At 63.6% G+C, this 12,571-nt stretch carries 12 protein-coding genes and 1 pseudogene; 9 read left to right on the forward strand and 4 right to left on the reverse strand.

Going from position 1 to position 12,571, the window contains the following annotated elements; all coding sequences use genetic code 11:
- Genes I9018_RS16585 through I9018_RS16610 form a run of 6 tightly spaced genes read left to right on the forward strand, consistent with a single transcriptional unit; the run spans position 1 to position 6,817 of the window.
- A complete protein-coding gene (locus I9018_RS16585) occupies positions 1–999 on the forward strand; it encodes a polysaccharide deacetylase family protein (protein WP_241106907.1) in 999 nt (332 codons plus the stop codon).
- Entirely contained in the window at positions 996–2,303 is a 1,308-nt protein-coding gene (locus I9018_RS16590; protein WP_241106908.1) for an oligosaccharide flippase family protein, read from the forward strand. Before I9018_RS16585 ends, I9018_RS16590 begins: the two co-directional genes overlap by 4 nt.
- Positions 2,303–4,228, forward strand: a complete 1,926-nt coding sequence (locus I9018_RS16595) for a hypothetical protein (protein ID WP_241106909.1) — start codon at positions 2,303–2,305, stop codon at positions 4,226–4,228. Before I9018_RS16590 ends, I9018_RS16595 begins: the two co-directional genes overlap by 1 nt.
- Positions 4,225–4,929, forward strand: a complete 705-nt coding sequence (locus I9018_RS16600; RefSeq protein WP_068586477.1) for an N-acetyltransferase — start codon at positions 4,225–4,227, stop codon at positions 4,927–4,929. The genes I9018_RS16595 and I9018_RS16600 overlap by 4 nt, the downstream gene beginning before the upstream one ends.
- Positions 4,926–6,053 (forward strand): GNAT family N-acetyltransferase, encoded by a 1,128-nt coding sequence (locus I9018_RS16605; protein WP_124347697.1) that lies wholly within the window; start codon positions 4,926–4,928, stop codon positions 6,051–6,053. Before I9018_RS16600 ends, I9018_RS16605 begins: the two co-directional genes overlap by 4 nt.
- On the forward strand, positions 6,050–6,817 hold the full coding sequence (locus I9018_RS16610) for a ChbG/HpnK family deacetylase (protein WP_124347698.1): 768 nt from the start codon (positions 6,050–6,052) through the stop codon (positions 6,815–6,817). Before I9018_RS16605 ends, I9018_RS16610 begins: the two co-directional genes overlap by 4 nt.
- A gap of 120 nt (positions 6,818–6,937) precedes the next feature.
- Here I9018_RS16610 and I9018_RS16615 read toward each other — a convergent pair whose 3' ends face one another.
- Entirely contained in the window at positions 6,938–7,204 is a 267-nt protein-coding gene (locus I9018_RS16615) for a DUF1652 domain-containing protein (RefSeq protein WP_068586485.1), read from the reverse strand.
- A 215-nt stretch (positions 7,205–7,419) separates the two neighbouring features.
- Here I9018_RS16615 and I9018_RS16620 point away from each other — a divergent pair, with 215 nt between their 5' ends.
- Positions 7,420–7,725: an NIPSNAP family protein gene (locus tag I9018_RS16620; protein WP_068586488.1), complete on the forward strand. Its 306-nt coding sequence runs from the start codon at positions 7,420–7,422 to the stop codon at positions 7,723–7,725.
- A gap of 37 nt (positions 7,726–7,762) precedes the next feature.
- Here I9018_RS16620 and ilvA read toward each other — a convergent pair.
- Positions 7,763–8,737 (reverse strand): annotated as a pseudogene (ilvA, locus tag I9018_RS16625) (threonine ammonia-lyase, biosynthetic); the annotation flags it as partial.
- A gap of 321 nt (positions 8,738–9,058) precedes the next feature.
- Here ilvA and I9018_RS16630 point away from each other — a divergent pair.
- Both I9018_RS16630 and map read left to right on the forward strand, forming a co-directional pair.
- Entirely contained in the window at positions 9,059–9,259 is a 201-nt protein-coding gene (locus I9018_RS16630; RefSeq protein ID WP_068586491.1) for a ParD-like family protein, read from the forward strand.
- Positions 9,256–10,020 (forward strand): type I methionyl aminopeptidase, encoded by a 765-nt coding sequence (gene map / locus I9018_RS16635; RefSeq protein ID WP_068586493.1) that lies wholly within the window; start codon positions 9,256–9,258, stop codon positions 10,018–10,020. Before I9018_RS16630 ends, map begins: the two co-directional genes overlap by 4 nt.
- A gap of 3 nt (positions 10,021–10,023) precedes the next feature.
- Here the strand turns inward: map and I9018_RS16640 are convergent, their stop codons facing one another.
- A complete protein-coding gene (locus tag I9018_RS16640; protein WP_241106910.1) occupies positions 10,024–10,965 on the reverse strand; it encodes a magnesium transporter CorA family protein in 942 nt (313 codons plus the stop codon).
- A gap of 4 nt (positions 10,966–10,969) precedes the next feature.
- A complete protein-coding gene (locus tag I9018_RS16645; protein WP_068586498.1) occupies positions 10,970–12,556 on the reverse strand; it encodes a RimK family protein in 1,587 nt (528 codons plus the stop codon).
- Positions 12,557–12,571: the final 15 nt, after the last annotated feature.

Below are 12,571 nucleotides of genomic sequence, written 5' to 3' on the forward strand. Positions count from 1 at the left end.
GTGAAGGTGAAACTGACGTTCAAGCGCCTGCTGGGCAGTGCCTACCTGCACAGTGTCGGGCGCCGCCGCCTGAGCGATTGCTCGGTGATACTGATGCTGCACCGGGTGCTCGCCGATTCCGCCGCGGCGAGCCTGCCCCACCGTGCGCCATTATGTGTCGGCCAGGCGCAATTCGAGCATTTGCTGCGCTGGTTGCGCCGGCATTTCGACTGTGTGCCGCTGCAGCAACTGCTGGAGCTGCCCGGTGGCGACCGCCCCCGGATAGCCCTGACCTTCGACGATGGCTGGCGCGACAACGCAGAAGTGGCCCACCCGCTGCTGGAGCGCTACGAAGTGCCGGCAAGCATCTTCCTGTCCACCGATTTCATCGGTCGCAGCCAGGGCTTCTGGTGGGAGTCCATTGGCGAGACCCTGTGGCAGCAACCCAACGCCAGCGCAAGCCAGCCACTGCTGGACTACCTGCGAATGTTGCAACTGCCCCCGCCCGCAGCCTTGCTGCAAACGGCCGCCAGCGTGGCTCGCAGTCGTGTCCTGGGTGGCTACCTGCAACGCCTCAAGCAACTGGATCCGGTCACCCTGCAAGCCCTGGCCGACAGTTGTCCGGCCGGCGCCGCGCCCCATGCCATGGACTGGAGCCAGGTCAAGCAGCTGGAACGTTCCGGGCTGGTGTCTTTCGGCCCCCACGGGGCCAGCCATGGCATTCTCACGCGTCTCGATCCGCTCGCCCTGCGCAGTGATCTGAAACGCTCCCATGACGCGCTACGCAAGCATTGCCAGGCCCCGCTGGAGATCTACTGCTATCCCAATGGCGATCACAACCTGCAGGTGCGCAGCGCCGTCGCCGAGCTGGGCTATCGCTATGCCCTGGGCACCCAACCCGGCCTGATCGAGGCAGGTGACAACCCATGGCTGGCCCTGCCACGAATCGATGTCAGCCATGCCAGCGCCGCCCATCCGGGGCTCCTGGCCTGGCGCTTGCTGAAGGGGGCGCGGGCATGAAGCGTGGCGGCTACCTCTGGCACCTGGCCCTGAGCATGGGCACGCGCCTGGCGATGATCGGCCTGCGCCTGCTGCGCAACATACTCCTGGCGCGGCTACTGGGCCCGGCGGATCGCGGCCTGTTCGCCCTGCTCAGTACCCTGCCGGACCTGATCGCCGCGCTCACCAGCGGCGGTCTCAATACGGCAGTGGGGTATGACGCTGCCCGCCAGCGCCCCATGGCGCTGCTGCTGACCCAGGTCCTGGTCTACGGCTGCCTGCTGGCCAGCCTGCTGACCCTAGCCGCACTGGCCCTGATCAACACCCTGGGCAGCCAGTGGGAGCTGAGCCTGCAACTGGGGAGCCTGGCCTGGCTACTGCTGCTGGCGGTGCCGATCACGGTGCTCAAGAGCGGCCTGCTGACCCTGCACAACGCCGATGGCCGGGTCGAAGCCTTCAATGCCCTGCGGTTGCTGGAATCCCTGGTGCCCTTGGTGTTGTTCGTCGGCCTGTGGTGGATCTGGCGCGACCAGCCGTTGTCCGCGGCGCTGGTCAGTTGGTTGGGGGGCACCCTGCTGGTGGTCGTGGTGGGCTGGTGCTGGCTGGCGCGCTTTCACGACCTGCGCTTGCGCTGGCAGTCCGGCGAACAAGGCCGGCTCCTGCGCTATAGCGCCCAGAGCCATCCCGGTGTCCTGGCCCAGCAGTTGATGCTGCGCTCGGACTATCTGTTCATCGGCGCCTTGCTCGACCCCACGGCCCTTGGCTGGTATGCCATGGCCAGCGCCGCCGCCGAGCTATTGCTGATCATTCCCGAGGCCGTGACCACGCCCCTGATGAAGCGCCTGTTGCAGCAAGGCAATGGCATCGAGCAGCTTACCGCCCTGGCCCTGCGCCTGACCGCCACGGTCATGCTCGGCGCTTGCCTTGCCATGGCGCTGATCGGCCAGTGGTTGATCGTGACCCTGTTCGGTGCGGCCTATGCCCCGGCCTACCAAGCGCTGTTGGCCCTGCTGCCCGGGCTGCTGGGGCTGTGCTACGCCAGCATCCTGCGCCTGGACCTGCTGGGCAAGCAGCGGCCTGGCACCCTGTCGTTGATGCTGGGGGCCGGCGCGCTGCTGAACCTGGCCCTGAACGCGCTGCTGATCCCGCGGCTGGGCATCGTCGGTGCGGGCCTGGCTTCGTCCATCGCCTACCTGGCGGTAAGCCTGGCAATGCTCGCACTGTACTGTCGGCTCAGCGGTATTGCCTGGTACCGCACCCTGTTTCTGCTACCGGCAGACATCGTCTACCTGCGCCACTTGTTGCGCCCCAAGGAAAAGGCCTGATGAAACCCCGTTCCCTGTTCGCCCTGATGCTATTCGTGGCGCCGTCGCTGTACGCGGCCCCCATGCAGTGGGGCGATATCCGCGATGGCAGCCTGTACCTGCAGGCCGCTGCGGCCGACACCCTGCATCTGCGCTGGAGCCCCGCGTGGCAAAGCGACGCCAACCACGAGCAGTTGTATTTGCTGGCGCCTGACGGCCAGTTGCTGCAAGCGCTGGATATCCCCGCCAGCCAAGCCTATGGCCAGCAGGATATCCACCTGCCTGCGGCCCAGGGCGACTATCGCCTGCAAGTCCCGGGCTACAGCTTTCGCAATTTCAAGATCGGCCATGACAGTGCCACTCAAGTCCAGTTCGAGCCGGCCAAAGTGCATTTCAGCGCCGATGTCGCCGAAGGGGCCGAGCTGTATTTTCAGGTGGCCGCAGGGGAGCGAGCGGTGCTGGCTGGCAAGTATCACGGTGGTGTCAGCGTGTTGCAGGCGGTGCGCCTGAGCGATGGCTTGCAAGTGCGATTGAAGCTGGAGCGCCACGAACAGTACCCGCAATTCGACCAGGTCCCGTTGCCACCGGCCAGCCAGGATGAAGTCTGGCGCCTGTCAATGGGCGGCTCCGGCAAGGTCGGGTTCTGGCTCGATGGCACCGCCAACCTGTTCGCCCAGGACCTGCACCAATTGCATCCATTGCAGTGGACCCCGGGACAGGTGGAGCTGACGCTCAAGCCGCAGGCTCGGGGTCCCAGCCCGCACTTGGGTATCGCCCTGCCCTACGCCCAGCCGCCGCAGTCGACCTTCGAACTGCTACGGGCCCTGGGCGCCCGGTCGGCCAACTTCTACAGCTTCGTCGATGTGATCAAGAGCGAACCGCTGCGGGAAATCGGCTTTCGTCGCCTGTATCGCGAAATGTTCGCCATCGATCACGACATCACCCTCCTGGCAGGTACCGGGCGCCGTCCGGTACTGGAGGCCGATCGCCAGACCCTCGCGGGGCTCGATGCCTGGCTGGCCGACAGCGCGCAGTTGGGTAACCGAGGCACGCACTACCTGGCCTTTGCCGACGAACCCAACCTGAACTACCCAAGCTATGCCGCGTTCGCCGCCTATTTCGGGCAGATGCTGGAGCACACCCGGGCCAATCCCGATACCCGCGCAGCCGGGGTACGTATTGCCATGCCAGCCAGCTCCAGGCTATTGGACGGGCCATTCCGGGTCGGTGCCGGGCAACGCCGGGGCATCGACTGGGCGCAGCGGCTGCTGCAAGAACATGGCGAGGATATCGATGCCCTGGCCTGGCACGAATGGATGGTGCGCGATCTGCTGGCCACCCGGCGCTACCGCGACAGCGTGCGCGCCGCTGCGCAATTGGTGGGGCTGGACGAGCACGGCCGGCCACGCAAGGCGCTGCTGTTGAGCCAGACCAATATTTCCAGCGGCCCGGACCTCAGCCCCTACCAGCAAGACACCCACTATGCGGCGCTGTGGTGGATGTCGGTAGTGGTCAACGCTTCGCAGGACGGCCTGCTGGACATGCTCAACTGGTTCCAGGCCGCCGACGAACCCGAGTATCCCAAGGGCATGCTGGCCCTGCGCGACGCCCAGCGCTTTGCCCTCAAGCCGGTGGCCAAGGCCCAGCAATTCATCCAGCAGCACTGGCTGGGCGAGGTCCAGGCGCTGGACAACCCGGCCTTCGAGGTGGACGCCCTGGCCCTGCGCGATGGCGCCCGTCACAGCTTGCTGGGAGTGGCCAAGACCCTACGGCCACACACCATCGAGCTGGCGGCGACGACCGATCTCTGCCAGTCCGGCCCTCGTCTGGAGTTGCTGGGGCCCGACGGCTACAGCCATGACGCACCGGTGCAGTGCCATGCCGGCCGTGCAGTGTTCCAACTGCCCGGCGAGACCCTGTTCGCCTTGACCTGGAAAACCCTATGAATCGCTTGACCGGCCTGCTGGCCAAGATTCGCCGCAAGGGCCTGCGCGGCAGCCTGCGCCTGCTGCGCGAACGTTTCTTCTACTACCACTGGGAGCTGTTGACCCTGGAGCGCCCCCTGGCGCTGCCGGTGCCCTGCCCCATCAGCCCCGAGCGCTGGCCCCAAGTGCGCATCACCCGGGAGCTGCTGCCGGCCTTCGACAAGTACTTCAAGGCGCAGCTACCGGCCATTCGCGGCCTGCTGGACAAGGGCAGTCGCGGCAGCGCCCACCTGGATCACGAAGGCAACGTGATGATGATGGTGTGGATCAGCGAGCGTGATTACTACGACGATCAGTTGTATCGCTGCTGGATGCGCATGCCGCCTGGCTGCCTGTACCAGTTCGCCGGGGAATGCGCGTTGCCCTACCGTGGCTCGGGGGTGGTGATCCTGGCGCAGAAGATGCTCTGGGAGGAGTACCGCGAGCGCGGCTTCAAGGCCACCCGGGCACTGGTTAACGTACGCAATGAGGCCGCGTTGAAGATGCACATGCGCCTGGGCTTCCAGGAGGTCGGCGAATCCTTGCATGTCTATTGCCTGTTGCGCTGCCTGCACTTGCATCGCCGCCGGCCCTATCACCAGACGCGCCTGCATCACCTCAGGCGCGGTCGCCTGGCCGAGCAGCAGGCCGCGGCCAGCCAGATCGACAAGGAGCGCACGTGACCCTGCGTTGGCAATGGTGCACCAGCCTGTGCACCGAAAACTTCCCCGCACAAGCCTATGAACGACTGTGCGAAGCGACCGAACAGGCCACCCCGTTCAATCGCCTGGGCTGGCTGCGCGGCGCCGAACAGGCCCTGACCGAGCACCAGGCATTGCACATCCTGATGGGCTGGCAGGACGCGGAGTTGCTGCTGTGCCTGCCATTGATCGCCGGGCGAGAGTCCCGTGGCGGCCTGCCATTGCGGGTCTTGCGGCACTTGGGGCACCCACTGAGCGATCGCCTGGCGCTGTTGGTGGCGCCCGCTGCAAGGTCGGCCATGGCCGAAGCCCTGGGCCAGATTCGCCGGCGCCTGCCCCACGATTTGCTGCAACTGCACGAGCTGGTCGATGCCGCCGGCGTGCTGGAGCCTTGGCGCCGGGCCAGCAGCTATGGCGAACAGTCGCTGGGATGCCGCGTACCGGAGCACCAGATTCTTCCCAGCGATCGCGAAGAAGCCAGCGGGACCCTGCGCTATGAACTGCGTCGGGCAAAGAAACGCTGCGCCGAAATCGATGCGCGGGTCGTTCGCCTGTCCCCCAGCGCGCAAGACATCGACCAGGTCCTGCAGAGGCTTTGCGAAGTGGAACAGTCCAGCTGGAAAGGCACCGATGGCCTGGGGATCTTCTCTGGAGCGCGGCGCCAGCAATGGATGTTCAGCGCCTTGCACGCCCTGGCAGCCGAAGATCGGGTGCGAGTGGCGATGCTGGAACACCAGGGGCGCTGCATCAGCTATCGCCTGGGACTCCTGGAGCGCGGGCGCCTGTATGACTACAACATCGCCTTTCTCGCCGACTACGCCAACCTGGGCAGCGGCCGGCTGTTGCTGGACGAGTGGATTCGCTGGGGCCTGGAGGACGGCTGGCAGTGGGTCGACGCTTCCCGAGTGAGCCTCAGCCGCTCCAGCCACCAGTTGCATGAACGCCTCAGTGGCCTGGTGGAGCACCAGCGCTGGAGTTTCTACAGTTGGCGTCCGCGCGGCTTGCTGGCGGGGCTCGGCGAGCGCCTCTGGCAACGACTCAAGCCTCATTTCAAGGCCTGGCGCGAACGTCGCCTGGCCGCTACTGCCAAGAAGGTTCGTCCATGAAGCACTCCCGGCTGCAGCAGGTCATCGTCAATGCCGACGACTTCGGCCTCGACCCCGAATACAACCAACTGACCCTGCGCGCGTTCCAGCGCGGGGTCATCAGCTCGGCCACTCTGATGGCCAACATGCCGGCCTTCGAAGACGCCTGCCGCCTGGCCAATCAGCACGCCCTGCTGGGGCGTATCGGCCTGCACTTCAACCTGACCTATGGTGCCCCCTTGAGCCAGGCAATCGCTGGCCAACCGCTATTCTGCGATGCCCAGGGCCAGTTCGATCTGCACCTGCGGCGCTCGGCCCTGCATTTGCCGGCCGCGGCCAGGACCGCCGTGTGGCAAGAGCTGCAAGCCCAGTGGGAGCGTTGCCTGGACCACGGGGTGAGGCCCAGCCATATCGATTCGCACCAGCATGTGCACAACATCTGGCCGATCGCGATGATCGTCGCGCGCTTCGCCGCCCAGCAGAGGGTGCCCGTACGGCTGGCGCGCAATGTCGGCGGCAACATCGGCCCGCTCAAGTGGCTGTTCAAAAGCTCGTTGAATCGTCGGATGCGTTGGCTATCGGGGGCCTCGGCCGACAGGGTCTGCACCCCCAGGGACCTGCTCGACGGCTTGCGCCCGCACGGCCTGATCGAGGTGGTCGCCCATCCGACCCAGTTGGACAACGGTGACTTCGGCGACGACTACCTGCCACCCCGGCAATCCCTGGACCACTTGCTCGACCAAGCGCTACCCGGCTACCAGCGCATCGCCTACAGCGATCTGTAGGGTCGGCCATAAGGCGCGCTGCAGCCTTGAACGGCTGCGAGACCGGAGCCTGCAACCACCTGGTCGATGGGTAACAGCGGCTTGCCTACCGGACTTGGGCACGAAACGCTGGGCGATGCTTCAATGATGGGCGCGCTTGAGCTCCCCGATATGACTGGCGTTGTGGGCCAGGTCATAGCGCAATTCGGCCACCAGTTCGTTGATTTCCCGGCAGCCGTTGAGCTGCGCGGCATCGATGCCGGTCACCAGCAGGTCGACGCGATCGGGCTCACGGTCACCGAAGACCTTCACCGTCATCGACAGGTCGGGGCTCAGGGTGCATTGGCATCGCTTGGGCAGGAAACTGCTTTCGATGATGTTGCGCAACTCCAGGGCAGATAGAAACATGGCGACTCTCTCCTTCTTCGAGGCGACCAATCGACAGGCCAAGCGCCTGCCAGTGGCGACGTCCGTGTTCGATGTCGTGGCCCGGCCTGCGGGATCTGCATACACGGGGCCAGGGTTCAGACTATGCGGCTTTGGCGAGTCTGTTAAATTCGATTTGGCTCTGAGCCGCAGTTTTTTTGACGCGAACCCGTCCGTTCCTCACTGGAGTACCGTCCTTGATTACCTGCCATGTCCGCTATGTGATCGACCCCTACCAACTGGCCGAGTTCGAGGCCTACGCCAAGGCCTGGATTGCCGTGGTGCAGCGCCTGGGCGGTACCCACCATGGCTACTTCCTGCCCAGTGAAGGGGCCAGCAACATCGCCCACTGCCTGTTCAGTTTCCCGTCCCTGGCCGACTACGAGGCCTATCGCCAGGCGGCCCTTGGCGATCCGCAAAGCGTGGCCCTGGTGGATTCGGTGGTAGAGAAGAAATTCATCCTCAGCTACGAACGCAGCTTCATGCGGCCACTGCTGTCCTGACCGTCCCTGCACTTCAGGCTTGCGCCACGGCAGTGCACAGCGCCGCCCGCTCGGCCACGTGGCGCAGGCTGTCGAAGTTGATATTGGCTCCCGAGTCGATGGCCACCAGGGTCTGGCCACGGGCACCGCTGTCGGCGACGTAGCGCTTGATGCCCGCTACCGCCAGGGCCCCGGAAGGTTCGGTGATCGAGCGGGTATCGTCGTAGATGTCCTTGATCGCGGCACACAGTTCGTCGTTGCTGACGCTGATGACCTGGTCCACATGCTGGCGGCAGATCTGGAAGCCGTACTCGCCGATCTGCGCCACCGCGACACCGTCGGCGAAAGTGCCCACCGTCGGCAGGATCACCCGCTCCCCCGCCAGCAACGCCTGCTGCAGGCAATTGGAGTGTTCGGACTCGACTCCGACGATACGGATCTGCGGCTGCAGGTATTTCACATAGGCCGCGATCCCGGCGATCAACCCGCCGCCGCCCACCGGCACGAAGATCGCATCCAGGGGGCCCTGGTGCTGGCGCAGGATCTCCATGGCCACCGTACCCTGCCCGGCGATCACATGGGGGTCGTCGAAAGGCGGCACGAAGGTACAACCGGTGCGCTCGGCCAGCGCCAGGGCGTGGGCCAGGGCGAACGGAAAGCTCGGCCCATGCAACAGGGCCTCGCCGCCATGGCTACGTACCCCCAGGACCTTGAGCTCCGGGGTGGTTTCAGGCATGACGATGGTGGCCTTGATCCCCAACTCCCGGGCCGCCAGGGCCACGCCCTGGGCATGATTGCCGGCAGATGCGGTGATCACCCCACGCTGTTTCTGGTCGGCGCTCAGTTGCGCCAGCCGGTTGTACGCACCGCGGATCTTGAAGGAGAAGGTCGGCTGCAGGTCCTCGCGCTTGAGCAGCACCTGGTTGCCCAGGCGCAGGGACAATGCCGGCGCCACTTGCAGCGGCGTGCAGATGGCCAGGTCGTAGACCGGGGCGGCCAGGATCATCTTCACATAGTGTTCCAGCAAGGCCATGTCGGTGCTGGGCGCGGGGGTACTGGCAAGACGGCTGGGGTGACTCATGATGGATCTCCTGGCTGTGTTCGAAGCCCGGGAGACAGAGAGAAAAAACCCGCCTCCAGGGCGGGTTGGGTGCAGTCGTCAGCAAGCCCGCCAATAAGGAATGGCGGTAATAATGCTTGGCTGGGAACGTACGGCAGAAAAAGTCATGGAGGAAAACTAGCGAATTAAATCCGCTCTCGCAAGCCCCGGATCGGCCTATTTTGCCTTGAGACATTATATATGAAACGTATATGATTCGTATATTCACCCCACCCAAAGAGGACCTCCCGCGACATGGGTATCGTCAAGATCTCCGATGAGTTGCATGAGCAGATCCGCGTGGCCAGTGCCACCATGGATCGTTCGATCAATGCCCAGGCCGAGTTCTGGATGAAGATTGGCCTGCTGGCCGAGCTCAATCCGCATCTGGCCTATAACGACCTGATCAACAAGCTGTTGTTGAACAAACCCGACCTGCTCAGGGGTCGTGCATGACCCAGAGCCTGATCAAGACCGCCGATCAACTGGCGTTGATGCGTGAATCCGGACGACTGCTGGCCCGAGTCTTCACCTTTCTCGATGAGCTGGTCGGCCCTGGCCTGTCGACCATGGAGCTGGACGCCGCGGTGGAGCACTTCATTCGCCATGAGCTCAAGGCTCGCCCGGCGAGCAAGGGCCAGTACAACTATCCCTACTGCATCAATACCTCGATCAACGAGGTGGTGTGCCACGGCATGCCCCACCCCGAGGCCGTGCTCAAGGATGGCGACATCGTCAATATCGACATCACCCTGGAAAAGAACGGCTATATCGCCGACTCCAGCAAGATGTACCTGATCGGCCATGTCGCCCCCAAGGCCCAGCACCTGGTGGACACCACGTTCCAGGCCATGTGGGATGCCATCCGGCTGGTGCGCCCCGGCGCCCGGCTCGGCGATATCGGGCACGCCATCCAGTCCCGTGCCCAGGCCAACGGCTACAGCGTGGTCCGCGAGTACTGCGGCCACGGCATCGGTCGGCAGATGCACGAAGAGCCCCAGGTCCTGCATTTCGGCCGCGCCGGCACCGGCCTGGAGCTGCGCGAAGGCATGACCTTCACCATCGAGCCGATGCTCAACCAGGGCAGCGCCCGGGTCCGTGGGCTCAAGGACGGCTGGACCGTGGTCACTCGCGACAACGGCCTTTCCGCCCAATGGGAACACACCGTGGCCGTGACCCGCGACGGCTTCGAGGTGCTGACCCTGCAACCGCAATGAGCCTCACGGCTCCTGTACGCGACGGCTGCCAAGCCGTCGCAGTCCTACGGTCATGGCAACGGCAGCCAGCAGCATCGCCAGCAGTAGCAGCGAATAGGCCAGCCACCAGGGCGTGCCCGCCGTCATCATGCTGAATTCGGACATGCCGCCGATGCTGGCGATCAGGTTCAGGGGCAGGAACACCACGTTGATCAGGGTCAGCTTGCGCAACAGCTGGTTGCTGCTGTTGTTCATCAGGTTGCCGCGGGCGTCCATCAAGCCGGCAAATACCGTGGAGTAGATCTCCGCCTGCTTGTAGCACTGGTTGTTCTCGATGATCAGATCGTCGATCAGGGCAATGGCCGAGCCCTGGAAATGCTCCATGTGTGCATGGTTGCGCAGCCGGGCCAGCAGCGTGCCGTTGCTGTGCAGGGCGTTGAGGTAATGGATCAGGCTCTCGCTGAGATTGAACATCTGTAGCAGGTGGCGGTTTTCCAGGGTCTGGTTGAACTTGTGTTGCAGCTCCCGAGCCACCAGCTTGATCACCTTCAGGTGGCCCAGGTAGTGATGGATGTTGTGGAGCAGCAAATCCAGCAGCACATCCAGGGGCGCATGCAGGTTGTGGCGGCTCCCGAGCCCGTCCAGGGACGTGTCATCGGCGGCGATCACCAGCAACCGGTCCGCAGCGAACAGCAGGCCGCAGGACGACACTTCGAAGGACTGGCTAGGGCCTGCGGAGTAGTTTTGCGGACGCTTCCAGATCAGGAACAGGTAGTCGGGGTGGAACTCGATGCGCGAAACCTCATCCGGGTCCAGGGCCGAGGCCAGGGCATGTTCATCGAGCTTGAAGGCGCTGCGCAGCAGGTCGCGCTCGGCCAGGTCCGGATTGCTGAACAGCATCACCTCGGCATCCCACCCCGGTACCGCCTGCAAGCGGCCATGGGCCAATCGATAGCTGTGGATCATCGTCTCACCAGGCCTGGCCGCGACGCTTGAGCTCCAGGCGGCGGACGAACTCCTCCAGCACCAGGGAGTACAGGTCGTCCTGCAGATAAGCGTCCTCGATTCCGCAGTCGAGGTTGGGGTTGTCGTTCACCTCGATCACCACCACCTTGTCGCCGGACTGCTTGAGATCGACCCCATACAGCCCATCGCCGATCAGGTTGGCGGTTTTCACCGCCAGCTCCACCACGGCCCGCGGGGCCTCGTGGACCGCCAGGGTACGGCATTCACCGTTGATGTCCTGGCCCTTGGCCTTGTGGTTGTAGATCTGCCAATGCCCCTTGGACATGAAGTACTGGCAGGCAAAGATCGGCTTGCGATTGAGAATGCCGATGCGCCAGTCGTACTCGGTGTAGAAAAACTCCTGGGCCAGCAGCAGTACCGAGTGCTCGAACAGTTCGGCCGTCGCCTCAAGCAGCGCCTGCTGGTTCTCGACCTTGATCACGCCTCGGGAGAAACAGCCATCGGGAATCTTCAGCACCAGGGGAAAGCCCAAGCGCTCGCCAACCCGCTCGAAGTCCTGCGGTCGCTCCTTGTACAGGATCTCGGTGGCAGGCATGCCCAGCCGGTGGCGCTTGAGCAGGTCGCTGAGATAGACCTTGTTGGTGCAGCGCAGGATCGAGGTCGGGTCGTCCATCACCACCAGCCCTTCGCTCTCGGCCTTCTTGGCAAAACGATAGGTGTGGTTATCGATGCTGGTGGTCTCGCGAATCAGCAGGGCATCGTATTCGGCCAGGCGCGAGTAATCCTTCTTCTCGATCAGCTCCACATCGATCCCCAGGCCCTTGCCGACCCGGATGAAGTTTTCCAGCGCCCGGGCATTGGAAGGCGGTAGCGCTTCCTGTGGGTCATGCAGGATCGCCAGGTCATAACGGGCCAGGCGCCGGGAACGCGGAACACGCCAGACCTTGCGACTGAAACTGTCCAGTGAGTTGGCGAATTGATCTTCCTGATCTTCTCGCAACTTATGTAGCGCCCCACTTTTGACCCCTTCGATATGCCAACTATCCGTTCTTTTGAACTCAACCAATAGAATCGGACATGGAAACAACTCGAATAACTGTCTGGCCAACTCTTGCAAGGGTTCTATATGGGTTCGACCAAAATAGAGGGTTAGCGTAAAGCCCTCGGTTTCACGGTAGAGATGATGGCTGAGGGCCTTTTCCAGGGTCTTGTCCAGATCGTCCAGCGCCAGCCCGTAGAGGGCCTTGCGGGTCAGCTCGCTGATCGTCCGTACCGAAGGAATCACCCGGTGGCCACGGGCCTCAGCCAGCAATGAGCAGTAATAGCCATGACCCAGGTACTTGTAGTTGCGGCACAAGTTGATGACCTGGACGCGCTTGCCCGGTTCACTTTCACAACTGTGTTCCAGATATTCCTGGGCGCTGAGAATATCTTCACTTGGAAAATAAGAAGCCCAGTCTTCCTTGCGTTCGACAATGATAATGACCTGACTGGAGGCTTTATCGACAGCCGACAAATAACTTGTCGAAGTGATTGCCGCCGGCAAACTTTGCCCGGATACTTCTGGCCAATGATTTTGTACCGCTGACATAAAGTTCGATCTCGC

It is taken from the genome of Pseudomonas sp. MPFS, assembly GCF_022537035.1.
In the GTDB taxonomy this organism is placed as follows: domain Bacteria; phylum Pseudomonadota; class Gammaproteobacteria; order Pseudomonadales; family Pseudomonadaceae; genus Aquipseudomonas; species Aquipseudomonas sessilinigenes.